The following is a 26,708-nucleotide window of genomic DNA, read 5'->3' as shown; positions in this document are numbered from 1 at the left end:
GCCATTTGTGTTTTAGTTCAAACACGAATTTCACAAATGTGTTTTCACGAATAAGCACGAATCCTTTTAAAAACTGTGGCATTTGTGATAAAATCAGTGCCATTTGTGTTTTAGTTCAAACACGAATTTCACAAATATTCTTTCACGAATAGCACACATATTTTTAAAAATTGTGGCATTTGTGATAAAATTAGTGCCATTTGTGTTTAGTTCAAACCAAAAATAAAATCCCGATGAAAAGACATCAGGATTTTTTGGGTTTATAAAATTTCTATTATTGAATTAGCTTCTTCTGCTCATTAAAATTCTCAAAATATACCAGAACAAAAGCATAATAGACGCAAAAAGCTGTAAAGAAGCTCCAACATACTGATCTGTTGTGTAAGAATCTTTCAGTTTGCTTGTCTGGTACAAAATCGTTGCAGAAGCCAGAATTACCATTCCTACCGAAAACCAAAGTCCAAGATCGAATCCGAAAATCATTCCGCCAACAATTAATCCCAGAGAAATAAATCCTCCAATTACAATAATATTTCTAAGGAAAGAAAAATCTCTTTTTGAAGTAAATGCTACAAAAGAAATCCCTGCAAACATCGCGATGGTTAACATTGCTGCCTGATAAATGATTGATCCGCCAACATTCGCTATTGCAATGTAGATCATTGGCATAAAAATTAACGCTTCAAGCAAAATATAAAATCCCAGTCCCATATACTGAACCGATCTGCTTTGCGAAAGAGACCATTTATTCGCCAATACAGAAGCCAGCCAAAATACTCCGATAATTAACAGCCAGGTAAATTTCCCCTTAAACATTAATCCGATAACTTCAGGCGGAACGGTTTTTAACAATACGGTTTCTACTCCAATAAAAGCAAGAATCGCCAAAGCAACGTGCAAATACGTCTTTTTATAAAATTCTGCCTTTTCAACTTCTTTGGCATGTGCCACTAAAACATCTGTCATCATAGTTTTTATTTTTTAATAATTTACTTCACAATCTTATACGGTTTTATTCCCATAATCTTTCCGTCTGTTTCAAAAACTGCTGTAATCACCTCTTTCGGTTCAGCGGCTTTATCATCAGAATATTTATACTGAATCATTGGCAGGCTACTTCCGTCGATCAAAGGCTTGTAACTGGCTTTGATAATCTGAAAAGTTTTGTCAGTCTTAATATCTGTTGCAAGCTTCTGGTAAACAACATCTGTTACCATCTTTTTAGCTTTTTCAGATAAAAGTTCATCCATGGCTTTTCGGTCAGAAATCTTCAGGGCTGCGATAAATTTCAGAAATTTTCCGTTGTAGAGTTCAATCTCCTCCTTCGTAAGACTTAAAGAAGGTTTTACATCGGTGGCTACATTTGTGTTCGGGTTCTTTTTTGTTTCCGGTTTCACATTTTTTGTCTTTTGCGAAAGAAAAAACGGCGCCGACAGAACGGAAAGAACTAAAAGTATTTTTTTCATTATGTTTAAACTGTTTCAATAAACAATAAACGGAATACACGATTCTGTATTGCTTATCACTTATAAATTACCTGCTGTAATCCGGCATTACGCCTAAGATTTTACCGTCATTTTCAAAAACTACGGTAACCATATCTCTTGGAGGAGAAAGCGTATCGTCTTTATATTTATACTGAATTGTTGGATAAGTTTCGTTATCCAGCAGTTTCTGGTAGCCGGATTTATACACTTCAAATGTACGTTCGAAGCTGATTCCGCCCGATAATTTCTGAATGACATTGTCTGAAACAATATTTTTCACTTTATCTGAAATCAGAGTATTGACGGCTTCTTTATCCGATCTTTTTAATGCATCCACAAATTTCAGAAAATACGGATGATAAAAGTCGATTTTATCTTTACTCAATTCCGAAGTAAGCTCTATTTTCTTGCTTTCAACAACTTTAATTTTGCTTTCCTGCGAAAAACCTGCCTGAAAAGCCAAAGCCGCAACAATCAGAAGTATTTTTTTCATAATAAAATGATTTGCTGACAGCAAGATACAAAGAATTATATTACGGATAAAAATTTCATCGTATCTACATTATCCGCATACGTATTCAACCCCGGATTTTGGGCTTCTCCCAATTTAATGGAATCCAAACCAAGCTCATCTTTCGCCACCACACACTGAATGTTTTCTTCGTTTTCCTCAATAAAACTTTTCACTTCATCCAGAGAAGAATATCTGCTGAAATTGATCACAGAAAGCGGACTGAATAATTTTTCATCTTCCTTCAGCATTACAAAATTATTATCCCAGAATTTATCCTGATTTAAAAGATAAACTGCCCTGTTGTAATCGTAATTATTGGCATATTTGTTATGATTGATGATCTCCTGAAAATCCAGAAAACTTTCAAATAATCTGTCGATAACAAAATCCTGAGGAATAAAAAGCCGGGTTACATTTCTGCATCCCAAACCGAAATAACGGAAAATATCTTCCGCCAGAAGCTTAAGCTCCTCTTCCGTTTCATCCCCTTTTAAAACAGCAATGGAAGTCCTGTTTTTTCTGATGATATTCAGGTGGTTTTTAAAGTAATACTCAAGATATCTTGCCGTATTGTTGCTTCCTGTTGCAATTACCGCATCAAAATTTTCCAGTCTTTCTACAAATTCAAACGATACATTTCCTTCCGAAAATTCATTCCACTTTCTTAATAAAAACGGAATCATGTATTTATCTTTTGAAGAAAGCTTGATCACCGGAATATGATTGCTCAGCACCACAGAAATTACATCGTGAAATCCCACCAAAGGAATATTTCCTGCAAGAATAAGCCCTACTCTTTTTGTGGTCTTTGAAATCTGATATTCTTTCAGCCAGTCAGCAATATTTTCTTCCGTCAGAAGATCCGTCCACTGTTTCAAAGCAAACTTCTGGTTTTCAATGGTAAACCACGGATTTTCAATTTCAGATCGTTTTAACAGCAATTCAAAGTCTGAATCGTTATCATTATAATCCTCCTGATTTTTGCTTAAAAAGTCTTTTATATATTGGCTTAGTCTCGTAAGTCCTAAAACTTGATTTTCGGTATTCATAATTGCTTTAAAATTGGGGAATATTTTGTAATTTTGTGCAAATTTAAAAAAAATTAGCGATGGCTATTAAAATAACTGATGAATGCATTAACTGCGGAGCCTGTGAACCGGAATGTCCAAACAATGCAATTTATGAAGGAGCAGTAGACTGGAAAGCTTCAGAAGGTACAGAACTGAAAGGTACCGTAACATTACCATCAGGTCTTACAGTGGATGCAGATGCACCGCAGGAACCTGTAAGTGATGATGTTTATTTCATTGTAACAGATAAATGTACGGAATGTAAAGGATTCCATGAGGAACCACAGTGTGCAGCCGTTTGTCCGGTAGACTGCTGTGTTCCGGATGAAGATCATGTAGAATCTGAAGAAGCACTGCTTAATAAGAAAGCATTCTTACACGGAGAATAAAAAACTGCCGTCTCATCAATCATGAGGCGGTTTTTTATATACAAAAACTCAGAAAAATTCAATAAGAAACTATAAATGAATCTGTAAGAAGAAATTTTTACAGGAAATCCCAAAAAATAATAATATGAGCAAAAAGCACAACTTTAGCGCAGGACCATGTATTTTACCACAGGAAGTTTTCGAAAAATCTGCACAGGCAATTTTAGATTTCAACGGAATCGGACTTTCCCTGCTTGAAATTTCGCACAGAAGCAAAGATTTCGTAGCGGTAATGGATGAAGCACGCGCTATCGTAAAAAGACTGATGAATTTAGGAGATGATTACGAAGTTTTATATTTAGGAGGCGGTGCAAGTCTGCAGTTTGCCATGGTTCCTTACAACCTGATGAAAGTAGGCGGAAAAGCAGCTTATCTGGATACCGGAACATGGGCGGCAGGAGCTATTAAAGAAGCTAAAAAAGTAGGAACCGTAGACGTTGTAGGATCTTCAAAAGAAGAAAATTACTCTTTTATTCCAAAAGATTACACCGTTGGTTCAGAATATGATTATTTCCACTGCACTTCCAATAATACGATCTATGGAACTCAGATGAAGTCTTTCCCTGAAGTAGATACTTTAATGGTTTGCGATATGAGTTCTGATATTTTCTCAAGACAATTAGATTTTTCAAAATTTGATTTAATCTATGCCGGAGCTCAGAAAAATATGGGACCTGCAGGAGTAACTTTGGTGGTAATTAAAAAAGAAATTTTAGGAAAAACAGGAAGAGAAAGTATGTTCTCTATTCTGGATTATGCTCAGCATATTTCTAAAGAATCCATGTACAACACACCGCCGGTTTTTCCTGTTTATGCTTCTCTGTTAACGTTACAGCATCTGGAAAACAATGGTGGAATTGCCGCAGCAGAAGCCAGAAACGAAGCAAAAGCAAAACTGCTATACGATGAGATCGACAGCAATCCTTTATTTGAAACGTTCTGCGTAAAAGAAGACCGTTCTTTAATGAATGTATCCTTCAAAATTACAGACGAAAGCAAAAAAGAAGAATTTGATGCGGCATGGAAAGCTGCGGGAATCAGCGGACTGAACGGTCACAGAAGTCTGGGAGGTTACAGAGCTAGTTTGTACAATGCTTTGCCGATTGAAAGCGTACAGGTTTTGGTAGATGTTATGAGATCCATAAAATAATATAAATTATTAAATTTCAAATACTTAACAAATATTTAATGTTATTTTAAATTTTCTTAATTTGCGAGACTGTTTAAATTTTGAACCATTAAATATTTAAGTCAAAATAAAACCATGAAAGTTTTAGCCAACGACGGAATTTCGAAAGCAGGAGAACAGGCACTTAAAGATGCCGGAATAGAAGTTCTGGACAACAGAGTTGCACAGGATCACGTCATCAGTTTCATCAACGAGAATAACGTGGATGTTCTTTTGGTAAGAAGCGCTACCAAAGTAAGACAGGATCTCATTGATGCCTGTCCTAGTCTTAAAATTATCGGAAGAGGCGGAATCGGGATGGATAATATCGACGTTGAATACGCTATTGATAAAGGAATCTACATCATCAATACGCCGACTGCATCCTCAAAATCGGTTGCAGAATTGGTGTTTGCACATTTCTTTTCACTGGCAAGATTTCTCCATGAATCCAACAGGTTAATGCCTTTGGAGGGAGAAACCCACTTCAACGCCATGAAAAAATCCTTCTCGAAAGCATACGAACTTTCAGGAAAAACATTGGGTGTTATCGGCTTTGGAAGTATCGGACAGGAAGTTGTAAAAATGGGAATTTCTCTGGGTATGAAAGTGAAAGTTCTTACCAGAAAACCTAAAACAAAAGTCCTTTCGCTGGAATTTTTCGACGGACAGTCTGTTAATTTCGAAATTACTTCCACCAACGATATGGATGAATTCTTAAAAGATACAGACTTCATCAGTCTCAATACGCCGAAAACAAACGAATATATCATAGACACGCCACAATTTGAAAAAATGAAAGACGGAGTCTACATTGTAAATACTGCAAGAGGAGGTGTAATGAATGAAGTTTCCCTGATAGACTTCATCGAATCCGGAAAAGTTGCCGGAGCTGCACTGGATGTTTTTGAAAAAGAACCCACTCCGGAAGTGCTTTTGCTGATGAATCCTTCGCTTTCCCTTTCTCCGCATGTAGGCGGAAATACCGTGGATGCACAGGAAAAAATCGGACTCGAGCTTGCAGAACAAATTATTAAGATTAAAGAAACTATAAACTAAAATATGCCTATTTTTAAACCTTTTCGTGGAATAAGACCTCATAAAGACTATGAGAGCACCTTCCCTACTCATCCTCTGGACAATTTTACGCAGGAAGAGATCGCGGAAAAAGCTCAGGTGGAAGACACTTACATCAACATGATAAAGCCTTATGTCGTAAGTAAATCCAAAGATATCGACAGGAATTTAAGGAAGATCCGGTCGACTTTTGAAGAATTGATGGAAGAGAAAAAACTCGTTCAGGACAATTCTGCGTACTATCTTTATGAACAGATTTATCCCAACAAACAGGTTTTCAGAGGGCTTCTCGGTTTAGCGAGCATCGAAGATTTCTGGAACGGAAAAATCAAGAGACACGAAAGCACCATTCCGCAGAAAAAGGAAAAACTGGCTCATTATCTTGAAAAAGTAAATCTTCAGGCAGAACCTGTACTTCTTACCTATCCTGCAAATTCGAAGATCGAACTGCTGATGAATCATGAGGAGAAAAACGTTCCGATCTTCAATCATGTGGATACCAAAGGAATCCGTCATAAAATCTGGAGAATCGATAACCGTTTAAAATTGCAGCAGTTTAAGGAAGTGATCGATCAGATCGATTCTTTTTACATTGCAGACGGACACCACAGAATTGGTTCCACTGCACTGAACGCCAAACATCAGAAAGAAAAAAACAAAAGACATAACGGAACGGAACATTACAATTTTGTGTACAGCTTTATCGTTTCCAACCAGTCGATTAAAATCCACGATTACAACAGAATCTTAACCGATCTTAACAGTCTTTCGAACGAAGAATTTTTAAAGGAACTGGAAAAATATTTCCTGATCCACGAAAAAGGAGAAACGGCATATTTTCCTTCCCAGAAATTCCACATTTCGATGTACATGGACGGTAAATTTTACTCCCTTCACGTAAAGCACGATCTCCGTTCTCAGGAAATGTCTCTGGATAATCTGGATCATCATCTTTTAGACAAATACATCTTTAAAGATATTTTAAAAATTGAAGATCCGGACAGCTCGGAGAAAATTTCTTATGTAAAAGGAACTTCCAATATTGAGGGAATCAATCATCTTAAAGAAAAAGTAGACAACGGAGAAGGAAAAGCAGGATTCGGAATCTACCCTGTAAGTTTTAATGACATGATTAAAATTTCAGATCTGAAACTCAGCATGCCTCCGAAATGTACTTTCATTGAGCCTAAATTGGTTACCGCACTATTAATGTACGATATGAAACCTTAATCTTTACCTCTATTCAATATATAATTCTTTCGATTAACGCTAAGATTACAAAGAGGTATTTAAAATTTTGAAATATCTTCCGTTCGCAAAGACATTTCGTTCAGCAAATGAAGCCTTTGCTGAGTTACACGCCCTTGCGAACGGACAATTAAAGTTATACATAAAAATCCTCGGGTTCATTGCGTTAAAATAATTAACTGCGGGTTTCTTAATCCGAATTTAGATTAAATTACTATTTTTTCCCTACTTTTATCTGCGGAAAAGAAAAGGTAAATAAAAAATGAAAAAAATATTCATTATCATTCCACTCTTTTTGGGTGGATTTTTATTTTCTCAAAAAAAACCTCTTAAAAAGCCGGTTAAGAAAACTGCTGTCGGCGAAAAATTCAATTACCACGATGAATTTAAAAAGATTTCCGACGAGATCATGACCAACGGAACGGCGTACGAAAATCTGGGACAGCTTACCAAAGGAATCGGGCCGCGTTTCAGCGCAACGCCGGGTTACATGAGGGCTGTAGACTGGGCAGAAAAAAAGCTTAAAGAAATAGGGATCGATATGATCTGGAGAATGGAAGCCAAAGCTCCGGTCTGGATCAGAGGAAAAGAATCTCTACAGATAAAAACCGCCAATGGAGACTGGAAAAACATCAGAATGCTTTCTTTCGGAAATTCTGAAGGAACGGGCGGAAAAGATCTTACCGGTGAAATTGTACTCATCAATTCTACCTCAGAACTTAACGCCATGTCGGTCGGACAACTGAAAGATAAAATCGTTTTTGTGAATCTTCCGATGGATCCAAAGATCATCAATACAAGCGATTCTTATTTAATCACTGCAAAATCCAAACTTATTTCCGCTTCTGTCATTGCTAAAACCGGAGCGAAAGCATTAATTATAAGATCATTAACCACGGCTTCAGACGATACGCCACACGCAAAAATGGTGTATTACGAACCGGATGATAAAATAAGAATTCCCGCTTTATCCATTGGAGTAAAATCTGCTGATGAACTGGAAAAATTATTAAAAAGCCAGAAAGTTACCGCTAAACTGAATATGACTGCCCAATCCAAAGGCGACACCACCAATCCGAATATCATTGCTGAAATTCAGGGTAAAAAAGATTCGAAGGTAATTGTTTTGGGTGCGCAGCTCGATTCGTGGGATTTCGGAGAAGGAGCAATTGATGACGGAACCGGAGTTGCCCAGTGTATTGAAGTTTTAAGAACATTCAAAGCTTTAGGTCTTGAAAATAACCATACGATACGCGTTGTTTTCTATGCAAACAGTGAAAATGGCGGACAGGGACGCGAAATGTACGCTGCGTATGTGAAGAAGAAAGATGAAAAGCACATTTTTGCACTGGGAACCGATGCAGGAGGCTATTCTCCGAGAGGATTTTCTTTAGATATGTCTCCGCAGAGAAGAAAACAGATTTTCGAATGGAAAAATTATTTCCTTCCTTACGGCGTTTACGATTTTGACCAGACAGAAGCCATTCAGGATATTTCTCCTTTAAAGAAAATGGATATTCCTTTGGCTGAGCTTGTGGTAGACACCCAAAGATATTTTGATTATCATCATTCCGAACAGGATACTTTTGATAAGGTGAACAAAAGAGAGCTTCTTCTCGGTGCGGTGGCGATGACGCAAATGATTTTTATGATTGATAAAAACTGGTAAATGAAAAAGATATTAGGAACAACTTTAACACTTCTGGGATTGACGGTTTTTGGTCAGGCAAAAGAAGACTCCATACAGTTTGCAAAAATTTCTACGGAAATATTAAACAAAGGAAAAGCATACAACGAGCTGAGAGAATTAACCAAAAATATCGGTCATCGTCTCAGCGGTTCAGCATCCTACGAAAAAGCCGTAACATGGGCAGAACAAAAGCTTCGTGATGCAGGAGCCGATAAAGTCTGGCTACAGGAAGTAATGGTTCCGGTGTGGGTTCGCGGAAAAGAATCTTTACAGATCAAAACCTCCGGCGGAAAATGGAAAAGCTTAAAAATGCTTTCTCTGGGAAATTCTGAAGGAACAGGAGGAAAAGATGTTTCAGGAGAAATTATCATGGTGAGATCCATGGAAGAATACGATAAACTTTCGCCGGAACAGGTAAAAGATAAGATTGTGTTCTTCAATTATCCTTTCAGCCAGACGTATATAGAAACGTTCAGAGGATATGGTGATGCTGCAAAATACAGATCTACCGCTGCATCATTAACGGCTAAAAAAGGTGGGAAATTTGCGATTATCCGTTCTCTTTCCTCTGCCTTTGATGATGTTCCGCATACAGGTTCCATGCGTTATCAGGATGATAAAAAAATTCCTGCTGTTGCGGTTGGAAGCACGACGGCGGATGAACTGGCAGAACTTTTAAAATCACAGAAAATTACGGCCAAACTCAACTCCAACTGCGGCATGAAGGGCGAAAAACTCTCCCACTCCGTGATCGGAGAAATTACCGGAAAGAAAGATAAAAGCGTAATCGTTGTCGGCGGACATCTGGATTCGTGGGACGTGGGTGAAGGCGCCCATGACGACGGTTCCGGAATCGTGCAGAGCATTGAAGTTCTGAGGACTTTTAAAAATTTAGGCATCCAGAATAATCACACCATCCGTGTCGTTTGTTTTGCCAATGAAGAAAACGGCGTAAAAGGCGGCGTTATGTACGGTAAAACCGTGAAAGAAAACAATGAAAAGCATCTTTTTGCCATAGAAACGGATGCCGGAGGATTTACCCCAAGAGGAATTTCCCTTGATATGGATAACGAAAAAAGAAAGCAGATCCAGAGTTGGGCAGACCTGTTTTTACCTTACGGAGTTTATGATTTTAAAAATACCTATTCCGGGACAGATCTTTATCCGCTTCACGATTTAGGAATTCCGACAGCGGAACTGGTTCCCGATTCTCAAAGGTATTTCGACATTCACCACACGGAAGAAGATACTTTTGAAAAGGTAAACCGAAGGGAACTTCTGCTCGGCGCGAGTACTCTAACGCAGATTATTTATATGATTGATAAGAACTGGTAAAATATCATACACAACCGCTCTTCAAGGGCGGTTTTTTTGTTTAAAATTCTGATGAAGAGGCTCTTTGACAAGCTCAAAGTGACACCGCGAATACTAACTGTGTTATTTAAACAATGAAAAATTGTTTTTAGTAAAACCTTTAACGCTACATTGTCATCCTGAAAGGATCTCAACGATACATTTAAAACTTTATTCAGATGCTTTCAGCATGACATACTGTAAATAAATCATCCTCCAATTGTTTTGAAAATTATTTTATTTTTTGGTTTCTCGCAGATTGTGCAGATTACGCAGATTTTTTTCAATGTAAAATTGTTTGTGCTTTCTCAAATGTTTTTACAGCTTTTTTGTCATCCTGAAAGGATCTAAACAATGATTTAAAATAACAGAGATCAATAAATAAAACATTCAGAAACGAGCTCTTCGACAAGCTCAGAATGACAACGCGAATGCTAACTCTGTTATTTAAACAATGAAAGATTGTTTTTAGAAAAACCTTTAACGCTACATTGTCATCCTGAAAGAATCTCAACGATACATTGAAAACTTTGTTTAGATGCTTTCAGCATGACATACCGTAAATAAATCATCCTCCAAATGTTCTAAAAGTTATTTTATTTTTTGGTTTCTCGCTGATTGTGCAGATTGCGCAGATTTTTTTCAATTTAAAATTGTTTGCGCTTTCTCATATACATTTACAGCTTTTTTGTCATCCTGAAAGGATCTAAACAATGATTTAAAATAACAGAGATCAATAAATAAAACATTCAGAAACGAGCTCTTCGACAAGCTCAGAGTGATACCGCGAATAGGAACTGTGTTATCTTAGCAATGAGTAATTGTTAAAGGCTATTTTAACATATAAAATGATTAACAATCCTATATCATTCTGACGAAGGAAGAATCTGAAAATATACGATCTTACTAAATGATGACAGAGACTCTTCGACAGGCTCAGAGTGACACTGCGAATACTAACTGTAATATCTTAACAATGAAGAATTGTTTTTAGTAAAATCTTTAACGTTACATTATCATCCTGAAAGGATCTCAACGATCAATTGAAAATTTTGTTTTAATGCTATCAGCATGACAAACATAAAAAAAATCAATCTATATATGTACAGAATAATAACTGTTATCTGTTTTGTACAGGCATTATAAGAATTTTTATATTTTTGATGAAACTCTTTGAAAGAGAGCATGGCAAAAAAAATAAAACAGCACAGGAGAATAAAAAAAGCTGCCGGAAAGTTTACAGAAAAAACATAAAATTCAGGATTGCATTATCGGAAACTTCCGAAAGTCTCATCCTCTTCGGGTTCTCTCCGTCGGAATTTCCGACGATCCGAAACTGTTTTGGTTTGCGCCGCCGGAGATCTCCGAAAGCTTACTTTGATAGTGGTCTGCCCTGCCGGAATTTCCGACGATAAGAACCTCTTACAGTTTGCCGTCGGAAATTTCTGAAGATAGAGAAAAAAAATATCCGCAGACTCAGTAAGACCCTGATCCTCTGTGGCAGATATAATAATAAAATATAACGCACATGAAAAAACTAATTTCGATGGATGCCACAAAACTGCATCATGCCGAATTCGGGCAGCTTATCATCCGTTTCTATGAAGATTTTGCAGCTTCTGCCCTGAATGCAGAAACAGACCCTGATTTTAAAAGAATGTACGATGCCATACAGGCACAGATTCCCACGTATAACAGCGCACTCGATCAGATACGTGCAAGTGAAGAATCTAAAAAAATCGCTGAACTGGACGATATTCGTGATGCCGACATGCAGGCGCTGAGAGATGCCATAAAACCGTACAGAAACGCTAAAACAGAAACTGAAAAGAATGCCTATGCTTTCGTAAAAATTCTTCTGGATCAGTATAAAAATGTGCAGGACGATTCTTACGAAGAAGAAACCATCCGCCTGAATACAATGCTGGAAAAGCTGCTTTCTTCAGAATACAGCGCAGCGGTTTCAGCTTTGGGACTGGTAAAATTCATCAATCATCTGGCAGAATCCAATACGGATTTTAATGATCTTTTTTCGCACCGTTCTTTTAAGACTTCCCAGAAACAGACCTATGATGTCAAGATGCTGAGACAGACGCTGACCACAGATTACAAACAGATGTGCAATTACATCGCAACGTTAGCCGATGTGAAGCAGGATATTTTTTATCAGAATGTTCTGGCGATCATTAATAACGGAAGGAATTACTTTGCCAATATTGTTCTGGCAAGAAGACAGGGAAAAAAGAATAATGATCCTAAAACAGATTAATGCTAAAACCGCTCTTTAAAGGGCGGTTTTTTAGTGAGGAACATTTTAAAACAAAACTCTTTAACAGGCTCAGAGTGACACCGCGAATACTAACTGCCATATTTAAAACAATGAAAAATTGTTTCGTTATTTTCTTTGGTAAAATCATTAACACAAATCGTGTTATTCTGATTGAAATTTTGCGAAGATTATCGAAAGAAGAATCTTTTGAATAATCTCCCGCAGATTACAGATTGCGCAGATTTTTTTCAATTTAAAATTCTTTATACTTTCTCAATGTATTCACAGTTTTTTTGTCATCCTGAAAGGATCTCAACGATACATTGAAAACTTTGTTTAGATGCTTTCAGCATGACATACCGTAAATAAATCATCCTCCAAATGTTTTAAAAGTTATTTTATTTTTTGGTTTCTCGCTGATTTAGCAGATTATGCAGAATTTTTTAACTTAATCATCTGCTAAATTTGCAAAATCTGCGGGAGATAATAATCCAAATCCTTCAGAAAAAGAGACTCTTCGGCAGGCTCAGAGTGACACCGCGAATACTAAATGCAAGATTTTAAAACAATGAAAGATTGTTTTTAGCAAAACCTTTAACGCTACATTGTCATCCTGAAAGGATCTCAACGATACATTGAAAACTTTATTCAGATGCTTTCAGCATGACATACTGTAAATAAATCATCCTCCAATTGTTCTGAAAGTTATTTTATTGTTTGGTTTCTCGCTGATTGCGCAGATTTTTAACTTAATCATCTGCTCAATTTGCAGAATCTGCGGGAGATAATAATCCAAATCCTTCAGAAAAAGAGACTCTTCGACAAGCTCAGAGTGACATCTCTAATACTAACTGCAATATTTATACAATGAATAATTGTTAAATATTTTCATCCATTGAAGCAGTTTAAAATAAATTTTATTCCGTGTCTCAACTCTCAAAAAATTATCCTACTTTTAGCCCCTAAAATAATAAACATGAAGAAACTCATTTTTGCATTCTGCATGATCCTTTTATGCAGCAGCCAGATTGTAATGGCACAATCTAAAGCCAAAACAAAAGTACAGACAACGAATAGTTCCAAAGAATCCATCTTAAAAGCAATGTATAAAGACATTTCTGAAAGCATGGTAAAAGAAGGAACCCCTAAAGAAAAGGCTGAAAAATCTGCAGACTGTCTTACCAAAGATCTTGGAGCAAAATTAACCACTGACGAGCTTAAAATGCTGGACAAGCTGAATGCGATGAAAGACAAAAAAGAAAAGGAAGAACTTGCGAAAAAAGCAGAAAAAATGGGAATCAGAAAGAAAATGGAAACCGTGGGTGTTAACTGTGGATCGATCCTGAAATAGTGACAATTCCCAACAATCCATAAGATTCTTATTCACTAAAAAACAGACGGTACAAATGAATGTACCGTCTATTTTTTTTATATTTCTTTAAGCTGATTTCTACACAAACTCATTCGTGTCGGCTTTATATTTTTTGTTGAACAATCCTGCCTGTTCCAGCTTTTTCAGATGGGCTTTGAGTCCGTTGATTCTTGTCGGATAATGGGTGTTTCCTATCGTACACAGATTCTGGAATGCTTTTTCGTGACTGTCGGTATCCAGCGCATAACTGATCCTGTCATACGTTCCTCTTCCCTGATGCAGGATATCGCAGATCATAAAACACACTTTTGCAGGATAACCGTTCAGATTCAGCCTTTTGCTGTACTTTTTCATGTTTTCTTTATACAGACTGATGGAATGTTCCACCTGTACTCTTCTGTGTTTCGGGTCGTTGGAAGCCCAATGGATAAATCTTGCCGAGCAGATAAGTTCCTGCTGTTCCACTTCATTGGTGGTAGGATTCAGATATTCCATCAGCTTTTGGGAACTGCTGTCGTTTTCAAGCTGAGAAGTGGCTCCTGCATCATTTTTATAGAAAATACGGTCATTAATCAGGCGAAGTCTCGGGAAGTATTCCAAAGCATTTGGTAAGGTAAGCAGTTTTCTGAAAAATCTTACAAAATCTCCGTTCGGAACGTGTGCTGCAAACTGCATAAAACCGAATGTAAAATAAGCCCTGTCATACGTATTCAGGCAGAGAAAAGAACCCTGACTTTCCACTTTCGCGGTAGCCTCGATAAAGTATGCCCAAAAACCAAATTCGTTCACATAATCGGCGGCATTGTACACGAGATTATTAGAAACCGAAACATTGTAAAGTCCGAATCTCTGTTCATATTTCGTCTTGTAAGCCACGAAAAATTCCGGATCTGTAAGACCGGTTACTTTTGCATAATACGCGGTTTTTCCTGTGGAAGTAACTGCGGAACGGATTTTAAAATCGTAAGCCATAGTTAAAAGTTTTAAATTTAGTGTACTGCTAAGGTAAGATTTCCCTTTTATTTATGGAATACTTATTTCGGGTGATTTATTTACGGTATGTCATGCTGAAAGCATCTAAACAAAGTTTTTAATGTATCGTTGAGATTCTTTCAGGATGACAATGTAGCGTTAAAGGTTTTACTAAAAACAATCTTTCATTGTTAAGATATTACAATTAGTATTCGCGGTGTCACTCTGAGCCTTTCGAAGAGTCTCTATCATCATTGAGTACAACTGTGTATTTTCAGATTCTTCCTTCGTCAGAATGACATAGGATTGTTTATAATTTTATACCTTAAAACCACCTTTATCAATTATTCTTTGTTAAGATATTACAGTTAGTATTCGCGGTGTCACTCTGAGCCTGTCGAAGAGCTCGTTTCTGAATGTTTTGTTTATTGATCTCTGTTCTTTTGAGTCATTGTTTAGATCCTTTCAGGATGACAAGCTGCATGATTGTTATCTCTCGCAGATTTTGCAAATTTAGCAGATGATTAAGTAGAAAAAATCTGCAAAATCTGCGAGAAACTAAAAAATAAAATAACTTTCAGAACATTTGGAGGGTGATTTATTTACGATATGTCATGCTGAAAGCATCTAAACAAAGTTTTTAATGTATCGTTGATATCCTTTCAGGATGACAAAAATGCTGCAAAGACATTGAAAGAGTACAAACAATTTTACATTGAAAAAAAACCTGCCTAATCTGCGCAATCCGCGGGAGATAATTCAAAAAGATTCTTCTTTCCATAATGCTTTGCAAAATTTCAATCAGAATGACAAGCGACCATTAAAGATTTTGGCGACAAAAGAATTATTAACAATTATTCATTGTTTTGTCTTTCGTTTAGTATTCGAGATGTCACTCTGAGCCTGTCGAAGAGTCTCTGTAAAAATCAGACGGTGTTTGTCTGGAATTCTTCTTCAGAATGAAAGAAAACCATTCATTACTATTCTAAATCACCATTAATTTCCCTGATTAAAGTTTCCATTTCACCTCTGAAATCATCCTCAAAAACCAATGGTCTGTTGTCTGACTGAATCATATTTTTTATTTTTTCGCAGATGTCTATGAGTTTTCCGATTAAAGAATTCTCTTCGGGCGATGAGATTTTTCCCATTTTCAAAACGTTGGAGAAATAATATTGCACTCCGTCGAGAACAATACGACGCTCTTTAGGATATCTCGTCTGATAAAGCGCACTTTCAAACAATTGTTGCAGTATTTTATAGGAATCCGGTGACAGCTTTCTTTGATATTCTAAAATCCTTTCTTCTTCGTTGTCTTCCAAAAGGCGAATCGCACATTCTGCAATTTTATAAACGATGCGGTAGTTTTCGATTCCTTTTTTTCTTTCTACGAACAGAATTCTTTCAGTATCGAAAGAAGGAATTTCCAGAAAATACAGTTCTGCATACACGTCTCCCATGAGTGCATTCATAATTTTCACAAAGCTGCCGAGACTTCTATGGCTCGAACTGCTTCCGCAAGGTTCCAGATGGTTTCTTTCTGACATGGTTTTTAGATTGAGCGGAAATTGGGGAGTGAGTTTTTCATGGGGTGGTTTTTGGGAAATAAGGGCTTTACGTTATATTTCTGAATCTAATTCTAATCTAGTTCGTGCATTTTCCAATAATTCTGAATATGTGAGGATTGTAATATTTTTCAATGAGTTTGTTAACTCTTTATAAGCTTGCATACTATCATTTATGTAGTCCTGCTTTTTTAATTTATTTTGCAATTTGGTATCTAAACTTTCATAATCAGGGCATAGTTTTTTCCACGATCCCATAATTATTAAACCTTTAGGTCGTATAGTTTCTATATGTAAAGTATTACCTATTTTATCATTCAAAAAATCGTTAAGTGATTTTCCATCTATTTTATATTGTGGATCATTATCTTTATGAAAATTTGTAATATATCTCTCCGTTTGAGCAATAGCAATTGCTAAATCTTCAGAAGGATAAAATTTTCCTCTACCGCCACCATACTTCAATAAATATTTATCAGGACGTTTTAATTCAACAACCTCAATATCTCCTAAATGATTTATAAGAATTATATCAAATTGAGATCTAGATCTACCCGATTTAATTACATATTTATTTGTATTTAACAAGGCTGGAACCCCAAATAAACAATACTGCCCATATTCAGTAAGGATTCTTTCCATTAAATTTTCTGCGCCAATTATTGATGTTTTTAAAAATCCAAATTTTGTGTTTCCAATATCTTTTGCTTTTGGTACAGTAATATTATCTTCTTCTAAAATATCTTCAATTGTATCTATAAGCCATTTCGTTTGTCTATTGATTTGCTTTTCTATTACTACCTGATTACTATTTCCTACGGCTAATTTATTTGATAAATTAATTAAATCTTCTTGATTAATTTCACCGCTAGCAATTATTTCTTTAAGTAATAAACTGTAATCTCTGTTTGAAACCAAACTATTCGTTAACAGATTAAAATCAGACTTTAAAAATGGCACTAATCTATTAAAAACTTTCTGGGATTTTTCAATATTCTCCTCGTTGTCAATTTTAACAATAATATGATACGTGTCAAGATTAATATATAAATCATTTCCATCAATTTTGTTATAATCACCTATAGTAATATTCCTAATTGTTAAACCTTCAATATCTTTAAAAACATTATAAATTTTATTAATATTATTAGGGGGGTTCAATATATTAACATTTAATATATCTAAAGTATCATGATCAATTAATATTTTAATGCTATCTAGATTTTTTACTTCAGAAACTTTTTCAATATTATTGGGCTTATATCGAAATGAATAATAAATTAACTTATCTTTCAAAACTTTAAGTAATAATATATCATCAACATAGAATTCATTCCTTTTTATTTTGACATTACTATCTTTTTTTATTTTATTTATTTTAGTAGCAAGTTTTTGTTTCGGTGATTTTAAAAATTTTTTTTCCATAATCTTTATTCTAATTATTAAATTTAGAAATATACGAATTACAAAATCTACGGAAAACCGTATTTTCCCTGAATTTCCAACAAAAAAACCACCCTTTCGGATGGTTTTCAATAAATAAATTCAAAATTTTAAATTTTTTCCAAAATCTTCTTCGGCAGCACTTTTACCAACTGAGATTTGTATTCATTTTCGAGGATCACAAACTTCCAGTATTTTTTGTCTTTGGAAACGGCACAAGCTTTCATATTGGCGTTGATGACGTAAGAATTTTCCTTTGCAGCATACTGTACATTGTTTTTGCCGTATTTCTGAATCAGCATCGCTTGGATTTTCTTCTTCATGTCTTCATTCAGGGAACCGACATTGCATTTCAGCTTGAGAAAATAATTGACGATGGAGAAATATTCTTTATCAATCTGTTCCGGCTTTGCAATATTCCCAAACTTAAAATCCTGAACTTCAATCTTCATAAACGGATTGTTGTAGGTAATGTTCAGAATCTGCGTCATCTGATCTTTTGGAATCACCGTGAAAAATTTGGGATAGATGCAGTTCACCGACTGATCGATTTTCTTTGTTTTAATCGTATTCACGAAATACGACAGTGATTGTTTAATGGCTGCATCTTCCGGATTTGCCTTCGTCTGAGCAAAAGACATCAACGACAAGAACATGAACAGAAACAGGAATGATTTGGTTTTCATAATTTTAAATAGACAGTTGTTACGATTTTCAAAGAAGACGATTGCTTCTTCTTTCCTTAAATCTGTCGCAGAAGTCCGGCGAATCGTTACAAGCAAACGGCAACGAAAAAAGCCATCCTTTCGGACGGCTTTCAGAATATTGTAAGATTCAGATTATTTTACTTTTACAAGCTCAACATCGAAGATCAACCACGCGTTTGGCGGAATTACTCCTCCTGCTCCTCTTTCTCCGTAGCCCATTGCCGGCGGAATCAGTAAAGTAGCCGTTTCACCTTCTTTTAACAAAAGGATTCCTTCGTCCCAGCCTTTAATTACTCTTCCCATTCCGATAGGAATTTCAATAGGTTCATTTCTTTTGAAAGAAGAATCGAATTCCGATCCGTCTACCAACTTTCCTGCATAGTGTACAGAAACGTTATCCCCCGCTTTCGGAGCTTTTCCTTCTGTTGTTTTCGTGATTTTATAGTAAAGACCGGATTCTGTTTTCTGCATTCCTGCTTTCAGATCTTCAACCATTTTCTCCTGATTGGCTTTGAATTCAGCTTCTTTTTTAGCTTTTTCAGCCTCTTCTTTTGCTAAAAACGCTTTGTTGTTTTCTGCAATTTTAGCTTTTCCTTCTGTAAACGTTTTTGCCGCATCGTAGTTTTTGTACTCGTCTCCTTTGCTGAAAACGGAAACTTTTTCCAAAACGATGTCAGTTTTAGGCTTATCCTGCGCTCCTTTTTCTACATTTGCAATCGCATCGATTACATCTTCACCTTTTACCACTTTCCCGAAAATCGTGTGTCTTCCGTCTAACCAAGGCGTCGCTACTTCTGTGATGAAGAACTGGGAACCGTTGGTATTCGGACCCGAATTTGCCATAGAAAGCACTCCTTTTCCGGTATGCTTAAGATCGTTTCTTTCGTCCTCGAATTTATATCCCGGATCTCCCATTCCTGTTCCCTGAGGATCTCCCCCCTGAATCATAAAATCTTTAATCACTCTGTGGAAAATCGTTCCGTCGTAATAAGGAACGCCTTTCGCTTTCGCTTTGTTATCGATTTTTCCTTCTGCAAGACCAATAAAATTAGCCACAGTTACCGGTGCTTTTTTATCCTCGAATTTTACGATCAAATTACCTTTTGTCGTCTGAAGATTCGCATAAAGTCCGTCATTAAGACCTTCGTAAGTTTCTTTGTCTACGTTCATTTTTTTATAAATTGGTGTACAACTCATCAGCGAAACACTTGCCGCCGCCAGAATTATATTCTTGTTAAACAATTTCATGGATTATAATGCTTTTAATTTTATGATTAATGGGATGTCGTTATCTATTTTCTTCTCATCTCCGTACGTTCCATACGCCAGTGCAGACGGAACCAGAAGCGTAACTTCCTCACCGTCGTGTATAAAACGCAAAGCATCTTCTACCGCTTTCAGCTCATCAAAATGACCGAATTTGGCATCTCTTCTTGCGATCGGCTGATCGTAGATTTTCGTCTGATCAAAGTCGTACAGGTCGTAAGAATAGGAAATCAGCGTATTGTCCTGCCTTCTCTGCCTTTGGTCAAAACCTTCCGTATTCGTCCAGTAATTAAGCTGCGTAGGATAAAACTTTACCGGCTGATTGCCAATCCATTCCTGAATATGGTATCTTTCCTGCGCATTCAGGTTTTTCATCCTGTTTTTGGAAACATCCAGATCGTTCTTGCTGAGAACGCCGCCAACGGGAGGATGAGTCTGCGCATTTTTGCTGCAGCTCAGTAAACCCAATATCGATATGAAGAGTATTTTTTTCATAAACTTTTGCGAAAATACACATTTCGGGAATCAATTACAAAACTTCAGGAACTTATTGAATTAAAAACTGTGACAATTTCCCTGTCTTCCTGAGTGTGAAACAGTCGAAGGATTATGATGTAAATTTCCACTGCTCTTGAAAGGAATTGTATTTTTTTGGAGCTTTATCGCGCTTTCCGCACTCGCTATTTTTTTAGTTTACGGCGCGGCTTCGCCGCGCCGTAAACTAAAGAAATGAGCTCAGACAATCGCTCCAATCCCGGCTAGGATTGCAGACATTCCTTACAATAACCAAACAAGTACAGCTTGTTATGTGCAAATTTTTCCTACTCAATCATCTGCTAAATTTGCAAAATCTGCGAGAGATAATAATCATGCAGCTTGTCATCCTGAAAGGATCTAAACAAAGTATAATACATTAAAAACAGTCATGAATAAATATCTGAAATAAAAAAGCTCTTCGACAAGCTCAGAGAGACACCGCGAATACTAAACAAAAAATAAAATAATGAATTATCTCCCACAGATTATGCAGATTACGCAGATTTTTTTTCAATGTAAAATTGTTTATCCTTTTCTTCAAGTAATTAAAACATTTTTGTCATCCTGAAAAGGATTTCAACGATACAATGAAAACTTTCTTTAGATGCTTTCAGCATGACAAACATACTGCAAATAAATCTCCTTCAATTGTTCTGAAAGCTATTTTCTTTTTTGGTTTCTCGCAGATTTAGCAGATTGTGCGGATTTTTTATACTTAATCATCTGCTAAATTTGCAAAATCTGCGAGAGATGATAATCATGCAGATTGTCATCCTGAAAGGATCTAAACACAGGACTTTTAAAGAACAGCAATCTATAAATAAAAGGCTCGAAAAAAGCTCTTCGACAGGCTCAGAGTGACACCGCGAATACTAAACGAAAAACAAAACAATGAATAATTGTTAACAATTCTTTTTATCTCCCAAAATCTTTAACGAGTCATGTCATTCTGATTGAAATTTTGCGAAGCAATATGGAATGAAGAATCTTTTGAATAATCTCCCGCAGATTTTGCAGATTACGCAGGTTTTTTTTCACTGTAAAATTGTTTATCCTTTCTAAAATCCATTGACAGCATTTTTGTCATCCTGAAAGAATCTAAGCAAAGTATAATACATTAAAAACAACGATAAATAAGACATCCAGAATAAAAAACTCTGTGGAGTTTTATCTGTGTAGAAATCATATTTAGGCTTACGTTCGGCGTTCCGTAGGAACGCTATCTTTAGAAAATTTATTGAAAATTATAGATATCAATCCTATGGATTGATTGATAAATTTATTCTTATTTATACATAGATTCTGCTCCTAAAGGAGCAACCATCTTCACATCAAACTACTTAACTGATAAAAATTTAAAACAAAAAGCCGGAAAAAATTTCCGGCTTTACAATATCTAACGTTTAAAAAAATTAAACTGTTTCCAATACGTGATCTACTAAAACTCTCCATCCGAAAGGATCGTCTGAAAGGTTAGTCTGAAGATTCACAAGGTCGTTTTTCAAAGTAACGGCGAAGCTTTCTTCGTCTGATAATCTTGGCAATTCAAGCTTTTCTCCTTTGTAGCCTAAAGCCTGGAAAACGGTAGTAACCACTGCTGTTCCCACTCCCCAAACTTCTTTTAAAGTTCCGTTTTTCTGAGCTTCTATAACATCCAGAACTTTAATAGGTTCTACTTTTACTTCAATTCCTCTCTTTTTAGCCAACTGGATGAAGCTGTCTCTTGTAACTCCGTCAAGGATTTTTTCTGAAGTCGGAGGCGTAAAAATAGTATCGTTGATTCTTACAAAAACGTTCATCGTACCGCTCTCTTCGAAATATTCGTGAGTGGCATCATCTGTCCAGATAATTTGCTCGTATCCTTCTTCAATTGCCAACTGAGTCGGATAGAAAGAAGCCGCATAGTTTCCGGCAGCTTTCGCAGAACCTACTCCACCGCTTGCCGCTCTTGAATAATGGTCTGAAATTTTTACAGAAACAGGTTCTGTATAATACATCTTTGCAGGAGTTGCAACGATCGCGAACATATATTTATTGGCAACTCTTGCCTTCAATGCTTCTTCAGTAGCGAAAATCAATGGTCTGATGTACAAAGACATACCTTCACCGGAAGGGATCCATTCTCTGTCGATATCCACCAATGCTTTCAGTCCGTCCAAAAACATTTCTTCCGTTATTTCCGGCATGGCAAGACGTTTTGCCGACTTATTGATACGTTCAAAATTCTTTTCGGGCCTGAAAAGGAAAACCTGTCCGTCTTTGTCTTTATAGGCTTTCATGCCTTCAAAACAAGCCTGTCCGTAATTTACACCCATCATTGCCGGTGTAAACGCTAAAGGACCATAAGGAACCAATTTTACATCACCCCATTTTCCGTTTTCGTACTCACAGATGATCATATGATCGATAAAAGTATTTCCGAATGAAAAATTGTTTGGGTCGAATGTAGAAATTCGGGAGTTTTCAGTTTTTTGAATTATCATTTCTAAAATTTTTTATGAGGTTCTACAAATTTAACATAATTTTCTAAATATAAAAATTTTAGAGTAAATTTGTAAAAAAATAGCTTGAAAAGAGAAATTAAGACCACAAACGATGGCAGCAAAACACTGTTTATCAATGATTTAAATGAAAATTATCATTCACACCACGGTGCATTACAGGAAGCCGAACACGTGTTTATCAAAAATGGATTAAATCTGATAAATAATTACGAAATTAATATTTTAGAACTCGGTTTTGGAACAGGTTTGAATGTTTTGGTAACAATTAATGAATATTTAAAAACTGACAAAAATCATATCATCAACTATTTTACCCTTGAGAAATACCCCATAAATGAATCGGAAATTAACGATTTGGCCTATTTTGAGCTTTTCGATAACCCGGAATTCAAAAATATTTATCAAAAAATTCATCTGGCAGAATGGGAAAAGTCAGAAGAAATCATTAGCGGTTTCAACTTAAAAAAGATAGAATGTGATTTTTTTGATCTGAAGAATATCGATTTACCCTCAATAAATCTGGTATATTACGATTGTTTCGGTGCAAGAGTACAGCCCGATCTCTGGGAAAAGCCCCTTTTTGAAATGGTTGCGGATAAAATGGCTGTTAACGGATTATTAACAACCTATTCTTCGAAAGGAAGCGTAAGAAGAATTCTTCAGGAACTGAATTTTAACATTGAGAAAAAACAGGGACCTCCGGGAAAAAGAGAGATGATTAATGCGGTGAAGTTGTAAGGAAGGAAGATGGAAGCTTGAGGCTGGAAGATGGAGGTTTTACTACTTGATGTTTTATAATCTGCAAAGTTTTGAGTTTATACCTTATTAAGCGGGAAATAGCTTTAAAAAAATTAAAATTAGTCGTAAACTTCAAGCTCCTGTCTTCCGGCATCCGACAAATTTCCTTAAATTAGCTATACAAATTATTATATATGATAGATAAGATCAACATTAGAGTTTACGCCTGTGCAGTAAAGGATAAAAAAGTTCTTACTTTATTTGAAGAATATGCAGGTGAACCTTTAATGAAATTTCCGGGTGGCGGACTGGAGTTTGGAGAAGGATTAATAGATTGTCTGCATCGAGAATTCGATGAAGAGCTGAATGTAAAAATAGAAGTTGTGGAACATTTTTATACGCAGGAAGATTTTCTGGTTTCGCGTTTCAGAGAAAATGAACAGCTTCTTACCATATATTATATTGTAAACATTATTGACGAAGGCGATTTCCTGATTCTCGATCCCTGCATTGAAAAAACAGAATGGATTGAGATCGACAGACCGGACAATCCGTTTCCGTTGCCCATCGACAAAATTGTTTTTGATAAATTAAAAGAAAAATTCCTGTAAGATCGTTACAGGAATTTTTTATGATTGATATTATTTGTAGACTTTAAAACTGCTCGCTCCGGAATAAGGCTGAAGATAACCTGAATTCCAGTTGGATTGAAGCAGGGATTCCAGATATTCATCTGTTCTGTTTTTGTGAGGATCGTAGGGATCTTTAAGATCAATATCTGCCATTTTTCCTTTTACATTCCACCAGAATGCACTCCATCCTCCTCTTAATTCTTTAATGATTTCGTAAACATTTTTTCCAGTTGCTCTGTTCATCAGTTTGGCAAAAACCTGTCCTTCTGTTGTCGTAAGATCACGAAGCTGTTTCTCGTACTGGTCGGCAAGAATGTTCTGTCGGTCTCTGATGTATTTTCGTTTTGCCTTACTGTCCATGTTCGTCATTTCTCCCTGAATATCTCTGTATTGCTGTAAAGCAGTTAAAAATAACGGATATACTCTGTAAAGCTTTTTATTTAAGAAATAATAATAGTTCCTATCCAGCTGATTATTGAATTTCGGTTTATTCAGCAAAACCAGCTCATCCATTACCACGACGGTTTCCCCGTTGATTTCATAGATTCTTGCTTTCTGCCTTTCATCATAGAAATATTTATTGCCGAATTCGTCTGTTTTCAAAAGTTCTGCAGGGTACTGACTTAAAGGTTTCGCAATGACGGAATCCCTCTGAGCCGAAATACTGACTCCAAAAAAGAAGAGAAAAAGACAAATAATCTTACTAAAATTCATTATTTTTACGCGTATTAGAACAAAAATTGAACGCAAAAATCATTCCTTTTTATGAAATTTGAAAAGAAATCTTTAAAATTTTTAGAGAAATATTTAAACACTTCATCTCCAACAGGATACGAACATGAGGGACAGAAAGTATGGATGGACTACATTAAACCTTATGTAGACAAAATTGAAGTGGATCATTACGGAACCTGCTACGGAATCATTAATCCTGAAGCAGAATTTAAAGTAGTGATTGAAGCACATGCAGATGAAATTTCTTGGTATGTAAATTATATTACAGAAGACGGATTGATCTACGTGATCCGAAACGGAGGTTCTGATCAGACAATCGCTCCGTCCAAAGTGGTTCATATCCACGGTGAAAACGGAATTGTAAAAGGCGTTTTCGGATGGCCTGCAATTCACACCAGAGCCAACCAGAACGAACCGACTCCGAAAATTGAAAATATCTTCATCGATTGTGGTGCAACTTCCAAAAAAGAAGTGGAAGAAATGGGAATTTATGTAGGATGCATGATTACCTACCCCGATGAATTCTTCGAAATGAATGACCGTTATTTCGTTTGCAGGGCGTTAGACAACAGAATCGGTGGTTTTATGATTGCTGAAGTGGCAAGACTTTTAAAGGAAAATAAAAAAACAATTCCGTTCGGATTATACATTACCAATTCTGTTCAGGAAGAAGTAGGTTTGTATGGAGCAGATATGATTGCAGATACTATCAAACCTAATATTGCGATCGTGACAGACGTTACGCACGATACCACCACTCCGATGATCGAAAAGAAAAAAGAAGGCGACCAGAAATGTGGAGACGGACCGGTAGTTTTCTTCGCACCAAGCATTCATCACACCATCAGAGAATTAATTATCGACACCGCAAAAACAAAGAAAATTCCTTTCCAGAGAGCAGCAGCGAGCCGCGCTACGGGAACAGACACCGACGCTTTCGCGCATTCTAACGGCGGCGTTCCGAGTGCATTAATTTCTTTACCTTTGCGTTATATGCATACCACAGTGGAAATGGTTTCCAAAGAAGACGTAGGAAATGTAATCCAACTGATCTACGAAACACTTCTGAGAATTCAGCCGAAAATGAAACTGAAGTATCATTAACAGAAGTTAAAAGAGACAAGTTAAAAGTAAAAAGTAAAAATGAAAACGAAGCTTATTGCTCCATCCCTTTTATCCGCAGACTTCGGGAATCTGCAAAGAGACATCGAAATGCTGAACAATTCTCAGGCAGACTGGTTTCACGTAGATGTAATGGACGGAAGATTTGTTCCGAATATTTCGTTCGGATTTCCGGTAATGAAAACCGTTCAGCAGCACGCCAAAAAATTTGTAGATGTGCATCTGATGATTGTAGAGCCTGAAAAATATGTGGAAGAATTCATCAATCACGGAGCAGATCTTGTATCGGTACATTACGAAGCGTGTATTCACCTTCACAGAACGATTCATCATATTCAGAGTCTGGGTGCAAAAGCCGGTGTTGTGCTAAATCCTTCCACTCCGGTTCTGATGCTGGAAGATATTATTGCAGACGTAGATCTTGTTTTGCTGATGAGTGTAAATCCGGGATTCGGAGGACAGAAATTCATCGAAAACACTTACAAGAAGATTGCGGAAACGAAAGACCTGATCTTAAGCAACAATTCGACAGCATTAATTGAAATTGACGGTGGTGTAAATATCGACAACGCCTCTAAACTTTTCGAAGCCGGAGCCGATGTTCTGGTTGCAGGAAATGCAGTTTTCTCAGCAGAAAATCCGGAAAGAACGATCGAATTACTGAAAATTTAATTTCATTTAAATACAAACAAAAAGGCAACTCCGTTGAGTTGCCTTTCTTCTTAATGAAAATCTGAGCCTTTAATGGTTATTAGTTTTGAAGAGTTTAATGCTTAAATTTTCCTTCTCTAATGCTGATGTAAAGATGGCA

Annotated in this window: 25 protein-coding genes; 13 read left to right on the top strand and 12 right to left on the bottom strand. The window is 36.4% G+C overall.

What is annotated here, in order from left to right:
• Positions 1–282 precede the first annotated feature (282 nt).
• The 4 genes from H6W53_RS00265 to H6W53_RS00250 form a co-directional block, all read right to left on the bottom strand.
• The gene (locus H6W53_RS00265; RefSeq protein WP_185204404.1) at positions 283–969 is read right to left on the bottom strand and encodes a Bax inhibitor-1 family protein; all 687 of its coding nucleotides are present in this window, start codon (positions 967–969) and stop codon (positions 283–285) included.
• Between the two features lie 20 nt (positions 970–989).
• Positions 990–1,466, bottom strand: a complete 477-nt coding sequence (locus H6W53_RS00260; protein ID WP_185204403.1) for a peptidylprolyl isomerase — start codon at positions 1,464–1,466, stop codon at positions 990–992.
• 67 nt (positions 1,467–1,533) lie between these two features.
• Complete coding sequence (locus H6W53_RS00255; RefSeq protein ID WP_185204402.1) at positions 1,534–1,980, bottom strand: peptidylprolyl isomerase; 447 nt, start codon at positions 1,978–1,980, stop codon at positions 1,534–1,536.
• Positions 1,981–2,015: 35 nt separating this feature from the next.
• The gene (locus tag H6W53_RS00250) at positions 2,016–3,050 is read right to left on the bottom strand and encodes an acyl-CoA reductase (RefSeq protein ID WP_185204401.1); all 1,035 of its coding nucleotides are present in this window, start codon (positions 3,048–3,050) and stop codon (positions 2,016–2,018) included.
• Positions 3,051–3,109: 59 nt separating this feature from the next.
• On the opposite strand from H6W53_RS00250, the gene H6W53_RS00245 reads away from it, so the two are divergent.
• From H6W53_RS00245 to H6W53_RS00205, 9 genes are all read left to right on the top strand, one after another.
• Positions 3,110–3,460, top strand: a complete 351-nt coding sequence (locus tag H6W53_RS00245) for a 4Fe-4S binding protein (RefSeq protein ID WP_034682968.1) — start codon at positions 3,110–3,112, stop codon at positions 3,458–3,460.
• Positions 3,461–3,584: 124 nt separating this feature from the next.
• Positions 3,585–4,649, top strand: coding sequence for a 3-phosphoserine/phosphohydroxythreonine transaminase (gene serC, locus H6W53_RS00240; protein WP_185204400.1), 1,065 nt, complete (start codon positions 3,585–3,587; stop codon positions 4,647–4,649).
• A gap of 114 nt (positions 4,650–4,763) precedes the next feature.
• Positions 4,764–5,726 carry a D-2-hydroxyacid dehydrogenase gene (locus tag H6W53_RS00235; protein ID WP_185204399.1) on the top strand — a complete coding sequence of 321 codons (963 nt, stop codon included), beginning with the start codon at positions 4,764–4,766 and terminating at the stop codon, positions 5,724–5,726.
• A gap of 3 nt (positions 5,727–5,729) precedes the next feature.
• A complete protein-coding gene (locus H6W53_RS00230; protein ID WP_185204398.1) occupies positions 5,730–6,974 on the top strand; it encodes a DUF1015 domain-containing protein in 1,245 nt (414 codons plus the stop codon).
• A gap of 280 nt (positions 6,975–7,254) precedes the next feature.
• A complete protein-coding gene (locus H6W53_RS00225; protein ID WP_185204397.1) occupies positions 7,255–8,661 on the top strand; it encodes a M20/M25/M40 family metallo-hydrolase in 1,407 nt (468 codons plus the stop codon).
• Complete coding sequence (locus H6W53_RS00220; protein ID WP_185204396.1) at positions 8,662–10,017, top strand: M28 family peptidase; 1,356 nt, start codon at positions 8,662–8,664, stop codon at positions 10,015–10,017. It begins immediately after the preceding gene.
• 1,181 nt (positions 10,018–11,198) lie between these two features.
• Positions 11,199–11,450 carry a hypothetical protein gene (locus tag H6W53_RS00215; protein WP_185204395.1) on the top strand — a complete coding sequence of 84 codons (252 nt, stop codon included), beginning with the start codon at positions 11,199–11,201 and terminating at the stop codon, positions 11,448–11,450.
• Positions 11,451–11,563: 113 nt separating this feature from the next.
• Complete coding sequence (locus H6W53_RS00210; protein ID WP_185204394.1) at positions 11,564–12,304, top strand: DUF6261 family protein; 741 nt, start codon at positions 11,564–11,566, stop codon at positions 12,302–12,304.
• Positions 12,305–13,280: 976 nt separating this feature from the next.
• Positions 13,281–13,655: a hypothetical protein gene (locus H6W53_RS00205; RefSeq protein WP_185204393.1), complete on the top strand. Its 375-nt coding sequence runs from the start codon at positions 13,281–13,283 to the stop codon at positions 13,653–13,655.
• 99 nt (positions 13,656–13,754) lie between these two features.
• Here the strand turns inward: H6W53_RS00205 and H6W53_RS00200 are convergent, their stop codons facing one another.
• The 7 genes from H6W53_RS00200 to H6W53_RS00170 form a co-directional block, all read right to left on the bottom strand.
• Positions 13,755–14,648 carry a hypothetical protein gene (locus H6W53_RS00200; protein WP_185204392.1) on the bottom strand — a complete coding sequence of 298 codons (894 nt, stop codon included), beginning with the start codon at positions 14,646–14,648 and terminating at the stop codon, positions 13,755–13,757.
• Between the two features lie 980 nt (positions 14,649–15,628).
• Positions 15,629–16,195: a hypothetical protein gene (locus H6W53_RS00195; protein WP_185204391.1), complete on the bottom strand. Its 567-nt coding sequence runs from the start codon at positions 16,193–16,195 to the stop codon at positions 15,629–15,631.
• A gap of 72 nt (positions 16,196–16,267) precedes the next feature.
• On the bottom strand, positions 16,268–17,638 hold the full coding sequence (locus tag H6W53_RS00190) for a Shedu anti-phage system protein SduA domain-containing protein (RefSeq protein ID WP_185204390.1): 1,371 nt from the start codon (positions 17,636–17,638) through the stop codon (positions 16,268–16,270).
• 128 nt (positions 17,639–17,766) lie between these two features.
• Positions 17,767–18,342: a hypothetical protein gene (locus H6W53_RS00185; RefSeq protein WP_185204389.1), complete on the bottom strand. Its 576-nt coding sequence runs from the start codon at positions 18,340–18,342 to the stop codon at positions 17,767–17,769.
• A gap of 153 nt (positions 18,343–18,495) precedes the next feature.
• Positions 18,496–19,533, bottom strand: coding sequence for a peptidylprolyl isomerase (locus tag H6W53_RS00180; RefSeq protein ID WP_228423085.1), 1,038 nt, complete (start codon positions 19,531–19,533; stop codon positions 18,496–18,498).
• Between the two features lie 81 nt (positions 19,534–19,614).
• Positions 19,615–20,124, bottom strand: coding sequence for a hypothetical protein (locus tag H6W53_RS00175; RefSeq protein WP_185204388.1), 510 nt, complete (start codon positions 20,122–20,124; stop codon positions 19,615–19,617).
• Positions 20,125–21,578: 1,454 nt separating this feature from the next.
• Positions 21,579–22,649 carry a branched-chain amino acid aminotransferase gene (locus H6W53_RS00170; protein WP_185204387.1) on the bottom strand — a complete coding sequence of 357 codons (1,071 nt, stop codon included), beginning with the start codon at positions 22,647–22,649 and terminating at the stop codon, positions 21,579–21,581.
• Between the two features lie 84 nt (positions 22,650–22,733).
• Here H6W53_RS00170 and mnmD point away from each other — a divergent pair, with 84 nt between their 5' ends.
• Both mnmD and H6W53_RS00160 read left to right on the top strand, forming a co-directional pair.
• Positions 22,734–23,408, top strand: a complete 675-nt coding sequence (gene mnmD / locus H6W53_RS00165) for a tRNA (5-methylaminomethyl-2-thiouridine)(34)-methyltransferase MnmD (RefSeq protein ID WP_185204386.1) — start codon at positions 22,734–22,736, stop codon at positions 23,406–23,408.
• Positions 23,409–23,602: 194 nt separating this feature from the next.
• A complete protein-coding gene (locus H6W53_RS00160) occupies positions 23,603–24,019 on the top strand; it encodes an NUDIX domain-containing protein (protein WP_087709834.1) in 417 nt (138 codons plus the stop codon).
• Between the two features lie 30 nt (positions 24,020–24,049).
• Here the strand turns inward: H6W53_RS00160 and H6W53_RS00155 are convergent, their stop codons facing one another.
• Entirely contained in the window at positions 24,050–24,754 is a 705-nt protein-coding gene (locus H6W53_RS00155; protein WP_087709832.1) for a DUF4294 domain-containing protein, read from the bottom strand.
• Between the two features lie 51 nt (positions 24,755–24,805).
• Here H6W53_RS00155 and H6W53_RS00150 point away from each other — a divergent pair, with 51 nt between their 5' ends.
• Together H6W53_RS00150 and rpe are read left to right on the top strand one after the other, a co-directional pair.
• Positions 24,806–25,879 carry a M42 family peptidase gene (locus tag H6W53_RS00150; protein ID WP_185204385.1) on the top strand — a complete coding sequence of 358 codons (1,074 nt, stop codon included), beginning with the start codon at positions 24,806–24,808 and terminating at the stop codon, positions 25,877–25,879.
• A gap of 39 nt (positions 25,880–25,918) precedes the next feature.
• Positions 25,919–26,569: a ribulose-phosphate 3-epimerase gene (rpe, locus tag H6W53_RS00145; protein ID WP_185204384.1), complete on the top strand. Its 651-nt coding sequence runs from the start codon at positions 25,919–25,921 to the stop codon at positions 26,567–26,569.
• Positions 26,570–26,708 lie beyond the last annotated feature (139 nt).

Source organism: Chryseobacterium sp. C3, from assembly GCF_014218905.1.
Lineage (GTDB): Bacteria > Bacteroidota > Bacteroidia > Flavobacteriales > Weeksellaceae > Chryseobacterium > Chryseobacterium mucoviscidosis.
The sequence above is the reverse complement of the archived record's forward strand: the minus strand, read 5'-3'. Positions and strand labels throughout refer to the sequence as shown.